Source organism: Nostoc sp., from assembly GCF_036917095.1.
In the GTDB taxonomy this organism is placed as follows: domain Bacteria; phylum Cyanobacteriota; class Cyanobacteriia; order Cyanobacteriales; family Nostocaceae; genus Nostoc.
Genome location: NZ_JBALFH010000063.1, coordinates 1 through 17,412 on the forward strand (window position 1 = coordinate 1; position 17,412 = coordinate 17,412).

At 41.4% G+C, this 17,412-nt stretch carries 16 protein-coding genes and 1 pseudogene; 8 read left to right on the plus strand and 9 right to left on the minus strand.

Annotated elements, in window-relative coordinates; translation table 11 throughout:
* Positions 1-53: 53 nt before the first annotated feature.
* The 3 genes from V7L01_RS34770 to V7L01_RS34780 all read right to left on the minus strand — a co-directional run bounded on the left by V7L01_RS34770 (position 54) and on the right by V7L01_RS34780 (position 2,657).
* Positions 54-1,634 (minus strand): group II intron reverse transcriptase/maturase, encoded by a 1,581-nt coding sequence (locus V7L01_RS34770; protein ID WP_335042912.1) that lies wholly within the window; start codon positions 1,632-1,634, stop codon positions 54-56.
* A 163-nt stretch (positions 1,635-1,797) separates the two neighbouring features.
* Positions 1,798-2,010, minus strand: a complete 213-nt coding sequence (locus V7L01_RS34775; RefSeq protein WP_335042914.1) for a hypothetical protein — start codon at positions 2,008-2,010, stop codon at positions 1,798-1,800.
* A gap of 167 nt (positions 2,011-2,177) precedes the next feature.
* The gene (locus tag V7L01_RS34780; RefSeq protein WP_335042916.1) at positions 2,178-2,657 is read right to left on the minus strand and encodes a pentapeptide repeat-containing protein; all 480 of its coding nucleotides are present in this window, start codon (positions 2,655-2,657) and stop codon (positions 2,178-2,180) included.
* Here V7L01_RS34780 and V7L01_RS34785 point away from each other — a divergent pair.
* Positions 2,539-3,333: pseudogene (locus V7L01_RS34785) on the plus strand (IS5 family transposase). The gene V7L01_RS34780 and the pseudogene V7L01_RS34785 sit on opposite strands and share 119 nt — an antisense overlap.
* On the opposite strand, the gene V7L01_RS34790 reads toward V7L01_RS34785, so the two are convergent.
* Entirely contained in the window at positions 3,317-3,790 is a 474-nt protein-coding gene (locus V7L01_RS34790) for a pentapeptide repeat-containing protein (protein ID WP_335042918.1), read from the minus strand. The pseudogene V7L01_RS34785 and the gene V7L01_RS34790 sit on opposite strands and share 17 nt — an antisense overlap.
* A 110-nt stretch (positions 3,791-3,900) precedes the next feature.
* Positions 3,901-4,236 carry a hypothetical protein gene (locus V7L01_RS34795; RefSeq protein ID WP_335042919.1) on the minus strand — a complete coding sequence of 112 codons (336 nt, stop codon included), beginning with the start codon at positions 4,234-4,236 and terminating at the stop codon, positions 3,901-3,903.
* A gap of 113 nt (positions 4,237-4,349) precedes the next feature.
* Between V7L01_RS34795 and tnpB the strand changes: the two genes are divergently transcribed.
* Both tnpB and V7L01_RS34805 read left to right on the plus strand, forming a co-directional pair.
* Positions 4,350-5,576 (plus strand): IS200/IS605 family element RNA-guided endonuclease TnpB, encoded by a 1,227-nt coding sequence (tnpB, locus tag V7L01_RS34800; protein WP_335042921.1) that lies wholly within the window; start codon positions 4,350-4,352, stop codon positions 5,574-5,576.
* Positions 5,577-5,757: 181 nt separating this feature from the next.
* A complete protein-coding gene (locus tag V7L01_RS34805; RefSeq protein ID WP_167315609.1) occupies positions 5,758-5,919 on the plus strand; it encodes a hypothetical protein in 162 nt (53 codons plus the stop codon).
* Positions 5,920-5,978: 59 nt separating this feature from the next.
* Here the strand turns inward: V7L01_RS34805 and V7L01_RS34810 are convergent, their stop codons facing one another.
* Both V7L01_RS34810 and V7L01_RS34815 read right to left on the minus strand, forming a co-directional pair.
* Positions 5,979-7,100, minus strand: coding sequence for an RNA polymerase sigma factor (locus V7L01_RS34810; protein WP_335042923.1), 1,122 nt, complete (start codon positions 7,098-7,100; stop codon positions 5,979-5,981).
* 63 nt (positions 7,101-7,163) lie between these two features.
* Positions 7,164-7,352 carry a hypothetical protein gene (locus V7L01_RS34815; RefSeq protein WP_335042924.1) on the minus strand — a complete coding sequence of 63 codons (189 nt, stop codon included), beginning with the start codon at positions 7,350-7,352 and terminating at the stop codon, positions 7,164-7,166.
* Between the two features lie 66 nt (positions 7,353-7,418).
* Here V7L01_RS34815 and V7L01_RS34820 point away from each other — a divergent pair, with 66 nt between their 5' ends.
* The 4 genes from V7L01_RS34820 (at position 7,419) to V7L01_RS34835 (ending at position 10,120) form a co-directional block, all read left to right on the plus strand.
* A complete protein-coding gene (locus tag V7L01_RS34820) occupies positions 7,419-8,366 on the plus strand; it encodes a VOC family protein (RefSeq protein ID WP_335042925.1) in 948 nt (315 codons plus the stop codon).
* Positions 8,367-8,453: 87 nt separating this feature from the next.
* Positions 8,454-8,885: a YciI family protein gene (locus V7L01_RS34825; RefSeq protein WP_335042926.1), complete on the plus strand. Its 432-nt coding sequence runs from the start codon at positions 8,454-8,456 to the stop codon at positions 8,883-8,885.
* 84 nt (positions 8,886-8,969) lie between these two features.
* A complete protein-coding gene (locus V7L01_RS34830) occupies positions 8,970-9,380 on the plus strand; it encodes a VOC family protein (protein ID WP_094352008.1) in 411 nt (136 codons plus the stop codon).
* A 263-nt stretch (positions 9,381-9,643) separates the two neighbouring features.
* On the plus strand, positions 9,644-10,120 hold the full coding sequence (locus V7L01_RS34835) for a VOC family protein (protein WP_335042927.1): 477 nt from the start codon (positions 9,644-9,646) through the stop codon (positions 10,118-10,120).
* A 191-nt stretch (positions 10,121-10,311) separates the two neighbouring features.
* On the opposite strand, the gene V7L01_RS34840 is transcribed toward V7L01_RS34835, so the two are convergent.
* Positions 10,312-12,297: a pentapeptide repeat-containing protein gene (locus V7L01_RS34840; RefSeq protein ID WP_335042928.1), complete on the minus strand. Its 1,986-nt coding sequence runs from the start codon at positions 12,295-12,297 to the stop codon at positions 10,312-10,314.
* Positions 12,298-12,636: 339 nt separating this feature from the next.
* On the opposite strand from V7L01_RS34840, the gene V7L01_RS34845 reads away from it, so the two are divergent.
* On the plus strand, positions 12,637-16,383 hold the full coding sequence (locus V7L01_RS34845; protein WP_335042929.1) for a LamG-like jellyroll fold domain-containing protein: 3,747 nt from the start codon (positions 12,637-12,639) through the stop codon (positions 16,381-16,383).
* Positions 16,384-16,404: 21 nt separating this feature from the next.
* Here the strand turns inward: V7L01_RS34845 and V7L01_RS34850 are convergent, their stop codons facing one another.
* Positions 16,405-17,145: a CHAT domain-containing protein gene (locus V7L01_RS34850; RefSeq protein ID WP_335042930.1), complete on the minus strand. Its 741-nt coding sequence runs from the start codon at positions 17,143-17,145 to the stop codon at positions 16,405-16,407.
* Positions 17,146-17,412 lie beyond the last annotated feature (267 nt).

Below are 17,412 nucleotides of genomic sequence, written 5' to 3' on the forward strand. Positions count from 1 at the left end.
CGAACCGCACAATCTGGGCGTGCGACTTTCACCGCACCCAGCTTCCGATGTTCTCAGCTTGCGCTTTTGCTCATGTGTATGTAATCGTGGCAGCTCTCATGAATTGCTTCCAGATTATTTTTCTTCCAGTTGGCGTGTTTTCCGTCGATGTGATGCAGATGAATCCGTTCTTCATCGATAAATTTCAGACCACAGGAAGCACATCTATGGTTTTGCTTCTTAAGAGCTTTAGAGGTTTCACCGTCATAGAGCTTACTATTTCGTTCGCTCCAGTAGGCTGTATCTCCGTCATAGGGGGATTTTGTTCCTTTAACTATGCCATGTTTATTTTCGGAGTAGGAAACTGCTGGGAATGCTTTGTCTAGTAATTTCTTACTAGAGTAGCGGTTTTGTTTGGTTTCCTTGTTGAATACCGTGTAAGCTCTTGTTTCGATGTGGTATAACGAGTTTCTAGACCCGTGCATCTTGCAGAACTTATGGTAATTTCTCCAACCTCTAACTACCGGGGCTAATCTCTCAGCCTTTGTGGTAGCACCATAATTCGAGTTGTTGACGATGTGTTTTACTTTCTTACGGAATGCTTTGAAGTTGTCCACTGAGGGACTACTTTTAAATTTTCCGTTTTTCTGGACTTTGAAGTGCCAGCCGAGGAAATCAAACCCATCTGTCGCGGCGGTAACTTTGGTTTTCTTTTGGCTTACATTCATTCCGCGTTTGCGGAGGAACTCGCTGATTCTTTCAAGTATCTCTGTTGCGTCATCTCCGGGTCGGAGTATAATAACCATGTCATCCGCGTATCGGATTGATGGCTCGGCAATTTGTTCTGCCGATGTTTTAGGTGTGATCCTTTTACCCTCTTTATATTGAGCGTGGTATCTGTGGATACTCTCAATTCCGTTGAGCGCAATATTAGCTAGTAATGGGCTGACCACTCCTCCTTGTGGGGTTCCTTGTTCAGGAAATTCTGGATTTACCCCTGCCTTGAGACATCGGAAGATACCGAGTTTTAGTCCTTTAGGGGCGATGAGTTCGTCCATTATTGCTGAGTGGTTAATCCTGTCGAAGCATTTTTCGATATCGAGTTCAATTACTCGTTTCTCTATTCCGTTGGCATTGGAGTTGAGGTTTGAAAAGATGTATTTTTGTGCATCATGGGCAGAGCGCCCAGTTCTAAACCCGTAGCTCCGTGCGTGGAAAGTGGCTTCGTGCGCTGGTTCGAGTGCATATTTTGCGAGGCATTGCCAAGCTCTGTCCGCAATGGTTGGTATCTTTAGCATTCTGGTAGTCCCGTCCTTTTTAGGGATGGGGATTTCCCGTAGTCCTTGATGCTTCCAATTTCCGCTATTCATTTTCAGTAGTTCTTCAAGATTGAAGCGTTCTTCAAATGAGAGGGATTTATTACCATCAATACCAGCCGTCTTTTTACCAGCGTTTAGCTGAGATACTTGTCTAATTGCAAGAAATCGAGCCGAGGTGGATTTTAGAATAAGCTTTTGGAGTGACCTAGCTTTCCGCTTGTCTCCAACCTGAACAGCTTTGTACACGCGCTTTTGAAGGCGGAAAAGGTTACTGCGGAATTTCTTCCACGGTAAAGCTCTCCAAGATTCACTAGTTTTGTAACCGTGCCTAATCATTTTCTCTTCTGGAGTTAGTGTATTCTGAACACCTCAGACCAATTACGGTCTGTCCTACCCGAATTGTGGGGATTAATCCGCTCGTCTGGTCTACATGAGGTTCGACTGCCCCTAGACCGACAACTCGTTTTTATTCGTTCCCTCGGAGAGATTGATTGTTCCGTTAGATGTAGCCGCAAAACCAACTCAAAGTGTCAATATCTTTCTGCAATGCTGCCAAAATCCCCGTTACTACTCGTTGGTTGAGGTTGACAGGTAAATAATCAAAGATGCTGTCTAAGGCTTCTGGGTGTCGCTTGTGGCAATAACGCACCGCAGATTCAATAAGTTTATCGATTTTGGTGGGTTGAGATTGCCCAAATCCCTTTGCACACATGGCACTGCCTCAAAATTTACGTGCTGGAAGACGCGATTTTAACAGAATTAGTGGGGCGATGAGCAGGAGCCGGGAGTACATTTATTATCGTTGATTACTTAAGCAAACCCCACCTAAGTGCGTAGGCGTAGCCCGCCGTAGGCATCGCTTCTAGACGCAATTATTGTCTAGCAAAAGCCAAAAGCCAAGTCACTTTCAATTAACTTGGCATCTGTTAGATTAGCCCCACTCAAATTGCACAAGTGAAAATTTGCCCCTCTTAGGTCTGCTAGTGATAGATTAGCTCCTGTTAAATCTGCACCAGTGAGGTTAACTTCACTTAAATTAGCACTACTTAAGTTAGCCCCTCTCAGTGAAGCTTGTTGCAGGTCTGCCCCGCTTAGGTTTGTCCTCATTAGGTATGCTTTACTGAGGTCGGCTCCACTTAAATTAGCAAGGCTTAGAGGATGTTTTAAAAGTGGGGGGCTATAGTAAGAAAGCTCACAAGGCTTATGCTGAGATTTGTAGATAACAGCACCTTGTGAGCGAATGACTAAAGCATACCGTAGCAATTTGACATGGGAACAGTGGGAATTGATTGCAGGAGAGTTTCCATCAGAAAAAGTCGGTGGTCGTCCACGAACTGTAGCTTTATTTACCGTAGTCAACGCGATTTTCTATGTGCTTTGTGAGGGATGTACATGGAGAGGCTTACCAGGAGATTTCCCATCTTGGCAAACTGTTTATGGTTATTTCTGGAGATGGAGCAAAGATGGTACATGGTTAAAAATCCACGACAAACTATACCAGTGGGTTCGGGTTGCTGCTCTTAGGGAACCCAGCCCAACGGATACGCCGCAGTTGATAGCCAATCAGTAGAAACAGCAACTATGATTTCCATTGATGTGGGCTATGACGCAGGTAAAAAGATACATGGGCGCAAGCGGCATCTAAGTGTGGATCTGTTAGGGCTGGTTTTGCGGGTCTTGGTAACGTCTGCTAGTCTTCCAGAACGTGAAGGAGCCAAAAAAGTCCTCAAACTAGTTCACGATCAAGGCAATCAAGTAAAACGATTAAATACCATTTGGATGGATGGAGGATACCGAGGCGAAGAATTTATGCGTTGGGTGATGGATATGTTTCGGTGGGTTGTGGAAATTGTGCTGCGACCTTTGGAGAAGAAAGGTTTTGTTCATTTACCTAAGCGTTGGGTTGTAGAACGCACTTTTGGTTGGCTTAATTGGTGTCGGCGTAAAAGTCACGGATTATGAAAGATTACCCCAAACCTCGGAGACATTCATCTATATTGCGATGATTCGGATCATGGTCAGACGACTAGCATGATTTTTAACTGGTTTCGACTTTTAAAACATCCTCTTAGGTCTGCTGCTGTTAAATCAGCATAACTTAGATTGGCTTGACTAAGGTCTGCCCAACTCAACTGAGCATAACTTAGGTTAATTTCACTCAGCTTTACTGATGCAAGTACTGCACACCTCAAATTAGCATTAACAAAATTTCTTTCTCCGATTGCATAACGGCGTAAAATTTCATCAGTTGTTACTCTGCCTAAAACAGCTTTTGATGCGCCTTGATAACACCATGTAGTTTCTAATAGCTTGGCAGCAGTGTTAACAGCTACCTCATCACCGGAAGCTATGATTACACCATTGCAGCCATCCCACTGACCATTAAGCATCAGGGCAATCTCACTAGCGGCAGCAATTGAGTCAAATAGTAAAACAGAGTCTTTGTGCCGTTTTAACCAATTATTCAAACCAATCGAGATAATATTTTTCATTTCTATAAGTTTTGGCACTTTCAGACGATTACGGCTCTAACTTACAGATATTAATCAACTTTGCTAACTTTACCTCTGTCTTAAGTTAAATCAAGGGAAGTCAATTATTATTAGGGTCGTCCACTGCGGTTTTTTTTTACTTGTTCGCGCGCCCTGCCATGCAAATTGGTCATAATATTTTGCCCGTCGAAGGGAGTTCCCACCCAAAATTCGGGATACTGTTTGCCATAGGCGATCGCCCCCGGATGCTCCATAAATCGCTTACAGCCCAATGTTGGCAACACAGCATCATAGAAGGCGATCGCTCGTTCAAAATCATTAGTACCAATCGAAACGTGCGAGAGAATGCTGGGATTGTTATCCATGTCGGAATCCTCTATCAGTTGAGGTGGATGTGGATGTGGATGTGCCAGAGAGCCGATCGGTGATTTGCTGCACCCTAACACAACTTGATGCCTTCAAGCCGCACTCTTGTGCAAGCTTCCAGTCATGAGTTAGGCGCTCTATATTAAGTGTGACTTTGTGTTAAAATTAAAACGTATTCAGCAAATTCAATAAATTGTCATCCATCCAAAAAGCATTTAAAGTTACTCTCATACCCACACACAATCAAGAAGTATTAATCAATAAGACAATTGGTTGTGCAAGATATGTGTACAACCGCTTTTTGGCGCTGAAGAAAGAGTTATATGCAAGTGAGGGAAAAACTTTAAACTACAACACTTGTAGTCAACAGCTAACTATACTTAAGAAAGAAATTGAATGGTTGAAGGAAGTAGATAAGTTTGCTTTACAAAATTCACTGAGAAATTTAGAGACAGCATACAAAAACTTTTTTGCTGACTTAAAGAAGATTAAAGGGAAAAAGGGTGTAGGTTTTCCTAAATTTAAAAAGAAGCATGGGTGTAAACAGTCTTATAAAACTAATCTCACCAACGGCAACATTCAAATTATAGAGAATTGTTTAAAGCTTCCGAAAGTAGGTTGGGTAAGATTCCACAAGTCTCAATACATTACCGGAAAGCTTGTCAACGTTACTATTAGTCGCACTCCATCTGGTAAATATATTGCTAGTATCCTATGTGAAGCTGAGATAGATAAATATCCCCAGGTAACACAAAATATTGGCTTAGACTTAGGGCTGAAGTCTTATCTAACTACTAGTAATGGTGAAACAGTAGATAACCCGAAGTATTACAGAACTCAAAAAAGAAAGCTACGTAAGGCACACAAAAAGCTATCCCGCAGTGTAAAAGGTAGTAGTAATAGAGTCAAAGCGAAAATCAAGCTGGCTCGTACCTACGAACGAATTACCAATCTCAGAGATGACTTTCTGCACAAGCTGTCAACTCGGTTAATCAAAGAAAACAGCATTATCTGTATCGAGGATTTGCGAGTTGCCAACATGGTGAAGAATCACAGACTAGCACTGAGTATTTCAGACGCTAGTTGGTCTAAGTTCGTTACCATGCTGGAATATAAAGCTTTGTGGCATGACAGAATTGTGCAGAAAGTTGGTACTTTTTATCCCTCATCTCAAACTTGTAATTATTGTGGTTTTATTAATCCACTAGTCAAGGATTTAAAGTTGCGTGAATGGTCTTGCCCTAGTTGTGATAACTACAACTTGAGAGACGTGAATGCAAGTTTAAATATTTTAAGTGAGGGGTTGAGAATTTTAACAGCCGCCGTGGGTATCCCGGAGGCTCTAAACGCCTGTGGAGAACTTGTAAGACCTGGAGCAATTCAGGCAAAGATCGTTGAAGCAGGAATCACGCGACTTTGAGTCGTGTGAGGTTCAAGAAACGATTGGATTATAACAGTACTAAAGTACTAAGCCGACTTGTCTTCTTTTGCCTTTTGTTAAGTTACAAGTTCACCCTGTTAGAAGATTTTTCATTTCTTTTTCAACGGCATCATGGATGCCTGGCGCTTTAATCTAAACCTGGCACCCAAGAGGCAGAAGCATGATCTTTATCTTTGAGGAAAGACCATCTGACTCGTCTTTTGTAGAAACAATTTGGCGAACTCGGAGTGAGAGTGCTGGTTCTTTTATTTCTCGTGCTGTAAAATCAACATCCTTTGAATGCGGTGTTGTTGTTTTGAATTATGAGCCGAAACAGAACTAAGACACGCGAAACATAAACAGCTTTCACATTGCTTGCCCAATTTAAACTGTTGTAAACCCTTAGCCGGACTGAATGTTAGGTTGAACTTCGCGCAACCGACGTTCCAGAAAACGACGCTCACTGTCATTTGTCACTAATTCTAGTGCCCGTGTATAGCTCTGGGTCGCTTCCTCTAATGCTCCAACACGCCGGAATAAATCTGCACGGGTGGCATGAAAGAGATGATAGCTGTCCAGTTCTGGAGCAAGGCTATCAATCAGTCCAAATGCGGCTTGAGGACTGTCTGCCATTGCGATCGCCACTGCTCGGTTCAAGGTAACAATGGGTGAGGACTGCAAGCGTTCCAACACCTCATAGAGCCGCACGATCTGCGCCCAGTCTGTTTCTTCGGCGCGGGTTGCCTGACAATGGAGGGCTGCGATCGCCGCTTGCAGGGCATACACTCCGGTTCCACCCCGCAACGCTTCCTCTACCAGAGGTAACGCCTCAGCAATCTGTAGATGGTTCCAACGACTGCGATCCTGATCTTCTAGCAAAATCAAATCGCCTGCCTCATCTAGACGCGCATTGCGCCGCGAATCGTGCAATAACATCAGCGCCACCAGTGCTGTGACTTCAGATGGGGGTTGGGGTGCCAGCAATTGCCGCACCAGTTGCCCCAAGCGAATCGCTTTGATGCAGAGGTCAGCCCGCACGATCGCATCTCCTTTGGTTGCAGCATAGCCTTCGTTGAAGATGAGATAGATGACTGTCAGGACTGCCTCTATCCGGGGAGCGAGATCAGTCGTCTCAGGTACTTTGTAAGGAATGCCTGCGTCTCGAATTTTGCGTTTAGCACGAACTAACCGCTGTGCCATTGTTGCAGTCGGTATAAGAAAGGCGCGGGCAATTTCGTCGGTTTCCAGTCCACCCAACATTCGGAGGGTCAACGCTACTTGAGTTTCCGTTGCCAGTGCCGGGTGACAGCAGGTAAAGATTAATCGCAGGCGATCGTCTCCAATTTCATCACTGTCATAGGTTGGTTCTTCAGTGGATGGAATTAAGCCAGATGCCGCATACCACTCCAGTTTTTCGGTCAGTTTCGTGCGTCGTCGGAGGTGATCGATCGCCTTGTACCGGGCAGTTCGGATAATCCAGGCACGGGGACGATCGGGAATACCGCCGCTTTCCCACTGATTCACTGCCGCTGTAAATGCTGCCTGTGCAGCTTTCTTCAGCTACATCAAAATCTCCGACCAGCCGAATCAGAATAGCGACAATGCGCCCCCATTCAGTTCGATAAAGGGCAGCAATTGCTTGAGCCACATCTGTTTTTGGGATTGAAGCCATACCTTTGACAAAAAGACATAAAGAATTTTGGGCAAGGTGTCGATTTGAGCAATTGCCGTTCGACTGACTAATAAAGGGAGATAAAGTTCAATTGTACTAGACAAAATTTTTGCACTCAGGTGTCGATTTGGACAATTCCCGTTCGACTTAATCACAAAGGAGGCAACCAAATGAAATATTTGCTGCTGATTTATATGGACGAAAACGCCATGAGCGACACCGAGCGGGAGCATTGCTATGGGGAATCTGCCCAACTCGCCCAGGACTTGCATACTCAAGGACAATTTCTGGCGACGGCTCCACTCCATCCTGTTGCAACCGCAACTAGTGTCCAAGTCCGTGATGGCAAATCACTCGTGACCGATGGACCATTTGCCGAAACCCGCGAACAATTGGGTGGATTCTTCCTCGTTAATGCTCAGGATTTGGATGAAGCCATTGCGATCGCCACCCGCATCCCAGGTGCAAAAGTCGGCACCGTCGAAATCCGTCCTGTCAATCGCCACCCGCATCCCAGGTGCAAAAGTCGGCACCGTCGAAATCCGTCCTGTCATCGAAGTTGCGGGACTACCAGCACAGCCCAGACCGTCCTTAACCGCTTGAACTCAAGGAGAACCCTCATGCAAAACAATTCCAAAATCACTCCCTGTTTATGGTTTGACGATCAAGCCGAAGCCGCCGCTCAGTTTTATACGTCGATTTTTCGCAATTCCAAAATTGTCCACGTCAGTCGATATGGAGACGCTGGACAGGAAATTCACGGAAAACCAGCCGGAGCCGTCATGACTGTCAGCTTTGAACTTGATGGTCAGCCGTTCACAGCACTCAACGGTGGTCCGACCTTCAAATTTAACGAGGCGATTTCCTTCCAAATCTTTTGCGATACCCAAGCGGACGTGGACGATTACTGGCAAAAATTGTCTGCCGGTGGGGATGAAACCGCACAGCAATGCGGCTGGCTCAAAGACAAATACGGCGTCTCCTGGCAAATTATTCCTCGCATTCTGATTGAGTTACTCAACCGCCCCGACGCGGCAACCTCTCAAAAAGTGACCACTACCATGCTGCAAATGAAGAAGATCGAGATTGATGAACTCAAGCGTGTCGCTGCTGATTAGCGGTTCCTTCGGAGTTGCGCTTTGCGCTAATCAGCACACCCAACCCCTCGCAATCTAACTCAAAACCATTCAACAGGAGATTTCACAATGAAAGTCATGGTCTTTGTCAAAGCAACCCAATACTCCGAAACTGGGGTCATGCCGAGCGAACAGCTTTTAACTGAAATGGGGCAGTACAACGAAGAATTAGCCAGGGCAGGTATCTTGCTTGCAGCTGAGGGGTTTCATCCTAGCTCAAAAGGGGTGCGAGTTCACTTTTCAGGAACCGATCGCACCGTCACCCAGGGACCTTTCACTCCAGCGCAGGAGCTAGTGGCAGGGTACTGGCTGTGGCAGGTGAACTCAATGGAAGAGGCAGTTGCTTGGGTAAAGCGCTGCCCTAACCCTATGCCAGGAGACTCCGAGATTGAGATTCGTCCCGTATTCGAGGCAGAGGATTTTGGTGAAGTCCTGACACCCGCCTTAAGGGAGCAGGAAGACCGCATTCGCGCTCAACTTGAAACGCAGCAGCAAGAGTAACGTCATCAGCAACCGCGCAAATGATGTTTATATGCGAACGATCCGCTCATCAAAACGCAGAATCGATTACAAAAAGAGGAATCAATGAAACTCAATTCTTACCTGATGTTCAACGGCAACTGTGAGGCAGCGTTCAAGTTCTATGAACAATGTCTGGGTGGCAAGATGACTATGATGATGACGCACAAAGAAGCACCTTCCGCCGAAAATGTCTCACCGGAATGGCAAGACAAAATCATGCACGCTTGCCTTGAACTAGATGATCGCCTCCTGATGGGATCTGACTGCCCACCAGGATACTTTGAAACCCCGCAAGGTTTCTACGTACAAATTAGCGTTCCTGAAATCGCTGAGGCAGAACGGCTTTTTCACGCTCTAGCAGAAAACGGCAAGGTGAAGATGGCGATCGCGCAAACGTTCTGGTCATCGCGCTTTGGGATGTTGACCGATCAGTTTGGGACACCGTGGATGATCAACTGCGAACAAACTATCTGAGCCGAATGGCACGCTTGTAAAGGGAAAATCATTGAGGCAGCAGGAGGGCTCCAGGAGCAGAGGAGAAAGAAGAAGTTTAAGGTATTGCGTTCGGATATTTAAAAATTCCCCTCTGCACCCCTGCACTTCTGCAATCCTTACGCTGCTAACCCTTCAGCTTAACTTAATGCCATTTCCATCTGAGCCTATACCAACATCTGTCATTCGTCCTTTGTCCTTTGTAAATAGCCACTGACCAACAACTAACTACACCAGGAGAAACCATGAGTACCCAAATTTTCGTCAACCTACCCGTCAAATATCTCCAGCAATCAATCGAGTTTTTCACAAAACTTGGCTTTCAGTTCAACCCCCAATTTACCGATGAAACGGCCACCTGCATGATTGTGTCCGAAACCATCTTTGTGATGCTTTTGACGCATGAGAAATTCAAAACATTCACGCCGAACCCGATTTGCGATGCCACAAAAAGTACCGAAGTGTTGACGTGCTTATCAGTTGAGAGCCGAGAAAAAGTGGATCAGCTGGTTCGTGAAGCCGTTGCTGCTGGTGGCACAACCTACAACGAACCTCAAGACCACGGATTTATGTACGCGCATGGATTTCAGGATTTAGATGGTCACATTTGGGAACTGATTTACATGGAACCCGAAGCAACCCATCCAGTTGAGGCTGAAAGGGAAGGAGCAATGCCAAACAATGGCGATGACCTATGGGTCGGGCGCAGCCCATCACAGTAGTCTCTTCAAGCCTGGGTAGGTTTGTATATACGCTGTCTGTACCAGTTTCTATACAAGTTCTCTTGTAATGCGATCGCTTCTCCCGTTAGTTCATGTACAAAGCGAAAATTGCCGCAAAATGGTACTGACGGCGGATACCAAGGTAGCAGGACTATATTGCTATAATCCCGCTACCCGACCACGATGACCCCTTACTTGTTCCTAAGTTGAGCGATCGCATCTTGAACTGCGGTAGCCAGCGTACCTTCTGAAAATACTTCAATGATTTGTTGTTCTTGGCGAACTAGGAGTTCTTGAAAATAAGAATCCTTTTGCGCCTCACTTAAAAGTACTTGCTTGAGCAGTTCTGCTTGCATTTCTATTGTTGTTGCAACACTTTGTCTTTGAAGTTGCGTCAATAAACTCTGAACAATTGACAGAACTTGGAAAGGTTCAGAACGATTGCTAACAATATTGCGAACTTGGTTGGCAGCTTCAGAATATTCAATTTGTCCTGAACCAGCCAAGTTGGTAATTGTACTGCCAGTAATAAAGAAATTATTTCCTAATCGATGTTTGCTAAATTCTTTAATAGCTTCTGCTTGGCTGGAAGCGATGCCGAGTAATTTGTTGATTTGATGTTCTTTAGCCATGAACAACTGTTTTAACTCGTTGTAGGAAGCATTGAGGCGTTGCTCTACTGCTGAAGCAGTTATATTTGCATCATAAGTAACTTTTATAACCCATAAGTCTCCCCGTTTTTCAACTCCTTTAAGTTGTAATTGTAAATTATCATCTTCCACTTGCAGCTTTTGTATAGCGAAGCCAAAAGCACGCCAGTTGAGACCTTCCTTAAATACTAATTCCACGACATTACCCACTTCTTGATAAAGAGATTCAAACTCTCTGGGTTCAAAGTTGCGATCAGATGGATAGCGATCGCTGGGTTTTCCTGTTTCATCTAATTTGCGGTATACGTAGTCACACGTCACATTGGTAAAACAGGTTTTACTATTGACATTCCAATCTTGAATACAAATGCCAGTAAGATTAGCATTGGTAAAGTCAACATCGATTACCTGAGCATTAACTAGGATACTATCTCGTAAATCTGCCCCTTGTAAATCTGCACCACTCAACTCAGTTTCAGTCAGATTGATCCCTCTAAGCTCAGCAAATTGTAAATAAGCTCCTCGTAAATTGATACGACTAAAATCTTGTTCATTGGAGCGAGCATTGACCAGAAGCTGTTGAACTTTTGGAATCTCAAAATCGAGATAACGATTGTCTACTCTGGCTCTTTCTAGAGCTATCACTCCCTGAAAACAGGTTCGATAAAGATTGCAGCGTCGTAAATCAGTATTTGCCAAATTACTGCCTCTAAAATTAACTCTACTAAGGTTGAGGTTATAAAATGAAGTACCTTGCCAAGAGCCAATAGTAAGACTCCAATTTCTAATGATGTCTGGATAACTCCAAGGTGAACCCTGGCGTTGATTAACCCATAAACTGCTGAGAAATAAAACGGCAGAATAGATGCAGGCTGTTATCGTTGCGATTACTTTGGCATTGGTTAATTGATTTGAATCCAGCATTAACAATGCTTCCCTAATAGGAGAACCTCGAAATCGCTCTGAAATTGCTGCTGAAACAACTAGGGAAGAAGCAATTATGGCTGCAATTAATATTATAAATATATTTATAATTCTTATTCTGTTTACCCAATTTTGTTTAATTAATAGAATATCCTTAACAGCATTTGCAAGACGGTTGAATAAAAAATTAATGCTACAAATTGACAATAAAACTGTAAAAGCTAATAAACTCTCTAAAAAGAAGTTAGAAGTAATTTCAATAGGCGCTAATTTCCGGAAAATAATAGAACTAAAAATTAGAATTAATAGACTAGAAAATGCTATCAATAGGCTAATAATGTAAGACTTAAATATCACAGCTATCAGCCAGGCAATTAAAGCCGTAGTAGCATAGGCATAGTTCCAGTGATACTCTGGAGTTAAAAAACCTAGCATACTGGTTGCACCAATATAGCCAGTCGGAAAACTGACTATGAAACTCAAAAAATAATGAAGAAGTATTAAGATAACTTTGTTAACAATATTTTGACCAGCGATTGCACTGCTTAAATCAGCGCCAGGAATATCTTGCTGAAATCGTTGGCCTCGAATATCTTTTTGCATACCAGTATATTTGCGTTAATTTATTTTTCAGATTTGTTAAAAATCATAAATTTTAGTATAGAGTATCAACTCCATTTTATCTGTTTAAGTTAATTTAAGTTTAAAGTTTAAAGTTTAAAGATATCAGCAACGCAACTATAGCAATCCTAGATGAGTTACAAACACCTCTTGTTTGTCCTCCTTGTCCCCTTTGTTCGGATATCAAATAGGATTGCTATATTATTAAATAAATATAACCAAACTTTAAGCTCAAAATATATTTATTACGAAATCTACGGTTTTTACATATTTTAATAAAAACTTTTATACAATCTATAAAATAATGATTGAGGTATTTATATGATCATTGGGTTTTTTATTGTTTCCAACTTAGGTTTAGCAAAAGATTTTATCTATAAAGAGCCTGAAACAGAAGCAATTGAAAGAGTGCTTGAAATATTTCAAGAAAGGTTAATCATAGAAAAACCCTCTCTGGTTACAACCGTTATTGGTGAAACTGATTTTCTCCCACTAAACGTTTTACAACTAGGGATAGTTCAAGGGCTTGCTGTTTGTCGCATTGCTAGATATTTTTCGTTAGAAAATTTTCAAAAATTTATTTATGATGTTGAACAAGAAGCTCAAGAATGGAAACTAACAGAGCATTTTAATGATGAAGAGAAAGTAAAAGAAATATTTTCAATACCTGATCTAGTTGCTGAAAAAATTTTTAAATCAAAAGACAAAAAAAACACAAATTTTCTTCAAGAATTACGTAAAAACATTGATGATAGTTTACTATCTAAAATAAATCCAATTCCCATTGGTACTGGGTTTTTAGTAGGAGGCGCTCATTTATTAACCAACCATCATGTGATTCCAAATGAGGAAATTGCTCAGCAATGTGTTGCCCAATTTAACTACGTTGAGAATGAGAAAGGCTTGACGCAAACCTCAGCCGATTATGAGTTTGATCCTGTCCTCTTTGTGACTGAACCAAATTTAGATTACACACTATTACAGTTAAAAACTAATATATTTGCTAGACAAGCCGGGTATCAGTTCGGCTGGATTCCATTAAGTGAAGCAGACGACAGTATTTGTCCGCCAATTTTATATCTTAAAATTGACAGCAATGTAGACCATAACTCAGTTATACAATCTATCAAACCAGAAATAACTAACCTGTACGATGAAGGATTCTCAGTCAAAGTAGATATAGTTGCTAAAGAATTAGTCATTCGTATAGGAAGGCTTCAAAATTCAATCTATAATTCTATTTATAATTATAACTGGAATAATATTATCCAACCTATTATTAACAAAATTAATAAAATAAATCAAATACCAGAAAAAAAAATATTAGAACTTCCAGGAGCACTTCAGGTTTTTTCTAAACCTGAAGATTCGGTTCAGATTTGTTCAAAAAGTGGAGACCCAGTTTATATTATTCAACATCCCAAAGGAAGACAAAAGAAGGTAGTTTTACATGATAACGATATCAGCGATTTTGGTATTTATAAAAATGTATTAAGATATGTAGCAGATACTGATTATGGTTCATCAGGTAGCCCTGTATTTAATGCCCGATGGGAACTAGTTGCATTACATCATGCAGCTATACCTAACAACAATGTTAGTGAACCTAAAATCATATCTCAACAAGGTATCCGCACCTGTCGTATTGTAGAAGACTTGAAGAAAAAAAGTTTTAGTAATTCTAAATTAAAAAGCTTTATTGAAGATTTTGTAATTACTCTTGAAGAATTGAATTACCCAGCTTTATCATCTGCTGTAGAGTTTGACGGCGAGAGAAGTTATATTGATTTTGGTAAAGATGAAAGCTTCAATGTTAATAATGCAATTACAATCGAAACCTGGGTGAGAAATAATGATCCAACTTCAGAGGGAGTAATTGTTTATCGTGGTGGTAGCTTTGAAGAACCTGGTTACTGCCTATGGAGATATGCCAAAAAAATTCGTGTAGAGTTACAAGATAATTCTATTCCTCAAAGAAAAATAATTGTTGACACGAATAATACATATTTAGACGATGAAGCTTGGCACCATGTAGCATTTACTTGGGAACGCCAAGCAGGAGTAAAGATATATATTGACGGTGAAGAACAAGACAGTCATTTTGAACTTGGTAGCTCTGATTCCGTTCTAGGTTCTATCGATAATAACAGTGTCAACTTAACTATTGGTCGTGCTGGTAGCATTGAACAGATTATTGAAACCCTATTTAACAAAATTAGAAAAGATCCTGACAATCGTTCTATTATTAAAGAATATTTTTATCGACCTAATGCTAACCTTCGTCGTGAAGTAGCTCGCAAATATTATTTCAATGGCTCTGTTGCTGAAATTCGTCTTTGGGGAGTAGTTCGTAATCCCGAAGAAATTAAGAATAATATGTATAGGCGGTTAGTTGAATATGACCATCATAGACTTAAAGGTTATTGGCGGTTAGAAGAAGCTGATGCAAACAAGGTTTATAATCTCGCTAAAACTAATGTAGCTACTCCATTTTCAGATTTAGATCAACCAGAAGAAAATTTACCGCCTAATTTTGGATTGCGATTAGATGGCTTGACTGATTATGTTGATTGCGGCAAATCTAAAATTCAAGAAATTAAAGCAATCACAATTGAAGTATGGATGAAAAACAATGATAGAAATTCAGATGGCATGATTGTTAATCAAGGTGGTGGTTGGAAGGAAAATGGTTATTCTATGTGGTGGGTTTTAGAAGATCACCGCCAAGATAATGGAAGAATTAGGATAGAGCTACAAAATATTGCTACAAACCATAAAATAATACTTGATGTTAAAATTAACGAGTTCAAAGAAAAGGAATGGTATCATATTAGTTTTTCCTGGAGAAGTAAAGAGGAAACTAATATATATATTAATGGTAATAAAATTAGTAATAACGATATTTTTGTAACAGGAGATTTAACATCTTTGTCAACAATTGGTACTCCTGAGGTCAATCTCCATATAGGCCATTCTCAAAATTATGGTAGATACTTTAATGGTTCGATTGCTGAAGTTCGGATTTGGAATGTAGCGCGAACGGAAGAACAGATAAAACAAAATATGTATCGTCAGATTAGCAAAGACGATTTGGCTAGGTCAAACTTAATTGGTTATTGGAAACTAGATGAGGAAGCAGGAAATAAAGCCATCAATAGCGTTAGCGAGCAAAACAATGATCGGTATAGAGATGGTCTAGTTTACGGCGGCATATGGGAAAAGACTTATAATCTTCTTGAAAATAATCATGGTACTTATGGTGTAGTTTTTGGTGCAAAAAGTATCAAGGCTTCTCAATATCCGGCTTTACCTCTGCCAATTGGATTGAAATTTAACAAAAGTAGCGATCGCGTAGTATGTGGTGACAAGGAAAATAATTATCAAGATTTAAATATTACTGAAGGAATCACTAGCGAAGCATGGATTAAGCACAAATTTGGTAATTGTTTGATTGTCAGCCGGATTGATCAAGAAAAGAGTTATTCTCTATCTTGGTTTGAGGGCAAAATACGAGTTTGTTTACAGGAGAAACATTCTTCTGAAAGAACAGTTGTTTATACTGAAGAAAATTTTCCTGACGATCATCTTTGGCACCATGTTGCTTTTGCTTGGGATAATAAAACAAAAGAAATTTCGGTTTATGTGAATGGCAGACTTCAAAACTGTGTTGTCGAAGGAAACTGCAAAACTATCCTGTTCGCAGGGCAAACTAAGAGCATCGGTTTATTTAAAGGCTCTCTGAAAAACCTTACAGAAGCTTTAATCATTGGTTCTAATGAAGTAGAAAAAACTTATTACAGTATTGTGATTGCAGAAGTTCGTCTCTGGAATGAGGCTCGAACTCAAGATCAGATTAAAAAAAATATGTCTCGTCGTTTAACCAGTCAAGATGCGGATTGGTCAAAACTACTAGGCTACTGGCGGTTGGATGATGGCGGTCAAGATAATAACCGAGCAATTAATCTAAAATCTGACAAAAATTATGGTATCATTCAAGGCGCACAATGGTTTCCCTCACAGCAAAAACCTTCTAAAAGTAGGAGTGATTCGTCTGTGGCTAACGGCTAAAGTACCTCAGCGAAACAGTCTTCAAGTTGATTTCTTTCTTAGGACGGGTGTCAAATGCTCTGCAATTCCTGACATCGAAATGGTGTTACAGCCTAGTTTGTAGGCAAATTCTACAGATTTTCCGGCTCCTATGGCATCATAAAAACCAACAGCAAATTCAATAGCAGCTTGATCGCCAATTTCTTTGCTCATTCCAATGACATAAGGGATGTATTGAGCAATCGCTTCTGCTTGCGTCTGGGAGTAGCAAGCATTGAGAACTACACATTCCACTTGATCGCAGAATAGTTCAAACAGTCCTGACAAGGCTGCTGTATCTACAAGCTGAGTTTTTCCCGTTTCATTTTCTAGCACCAAACCTTCAACTCCTGCTCCATGCCCAGAGAAATGAATGATCTGGGGTTGATAATCTAGCATCGCTCGTTGGATATCTCTGGGACGTACCGCCCATCTCTGCTTTAATACGAATTGATCGCTCCGTTGTGTCCTTTGTAACCCAGCATCAATTTCTCGCACTTCTTCATCTAAGCGTAGTTGGGGTGAGCCTTTGGGATTGGCGGCTAGAAATAGGATAGTTTTAATAGCGGATGTAATAATTGAAGCGGGGGCAGGCAATTTCTGCGAATCGGAATCTCCTATGTTCTGCTGACCAGATTGCGATGTAGCATTGTTGTAATAAATATTACCAGAACCCGTCAAGTTAGTAATTGAACTGCCAGTAATATTAAAGTTATTTTCTGAAGATGAGTTTGATGGAGACATATATTTTGATTAGTTTTATTAGTTAATTTTATTTATCAAGAAGAGTTTACCTTATCGGGGGTTGAGCCGGGATATCTGCAAAATGGGACACATTGTAAAGTTTTGTAACGTATATCAAGCAAAACCCTTGATATACGGTTGTTTCAATACCAAACTTTACTTGACTCCTCTAGTCAGTAAACCAAAAAGTTTTTCCAAAAAGGCGATCGCTACGCACACCGCAGGCATCATCAATAAACAAACACGTATAAGCAAGTATTATTAAAT

What these genes read in the sequence shown, in the direction of transcription:
- V7L01_RS34770 (WP_335042912.1), bottom strand. Translation starts at nt 1,634, where the DNA reads ATGATTAGGCACGGTTACAAAACTAGTGAATCTTGGAGAGCTTTACCG.
- V7L01_RS34775 (WP_335042914.1), bottom strand. Translation starts at nt 2,010, where the DNA reads ATGTGTGCAAAGGGATTTGGGCAATCTCAACCCACCAAAATCGATAAA.
- V7L01_RS34790 (WP_335042918.1), bottom strand. Translation starts at nt 3,790, where the DNA reads ATGAAAAATATTATCTCGATTGGTTTGAATAATTGGTTAAAACGGCAC.
- V7L01_RS34805 (WP_167315609.1), top strand. Translation starts at nt 5,758, where the DNA reads ATGATCTTTATCTTTGAGGAAAGACCATCTGACTCGTCTTTTGTAGAA.
- V7L01_RS34820 (WP_335042925.1), top strand. Translation starts at nt 7,419, where the DNA reads ATGAAATATTTGCTGCTGATTTATATGGACGAAAACGCCATGAGCGAC.
- V7L01_RS34825 (WP_335042926.1), top strand. Translation starts at nt 8,454, where the DNA reads ATGAAAGTCATGGTCTTTGTCAAAGCAACCCAATACTCCGAAACTGGG.
- V7L01_RS34830 (WP_094352008.1), top strand. Translation starts at nt 8,970, where the DNA reads ATGAAACTCAATTCTTACCTGATGTTCAACGGCAACTGTGAGGCAGCG.
- V7L01_RS34835 (WP_335042927.1), top strand. Translation starts at nt 9,644, where the DNA reads ATGAGTACCCAAATTTTCGTCAACCTACCCGTCAAATATCTCCAGCAA.
- V7L01_RS34840 (WP_335042928.1), bottom strand. Translation starts at nt 12,297, where the DNA reads ATGCAAAAAGATATTCGAGGCCAACGATTTCAGCAAGATATTCCTGGC.
- V7L01_RS34845 (WP_335042929.1), top strand. Translation starts at nt 12,637, where the DNA reads ATGATCATTGGGTTTTTTATTGTTTCCAACTTAGGTTTAGCAAAAGAT.
- V7L01_RS34850 (WP_335042930.1), bottom strand. Translation starts at nt 17,145, where the DNA reads ATGTCTCCATCAAACTCATCTTCAGAAAATAACTTTAATATTACTGGC.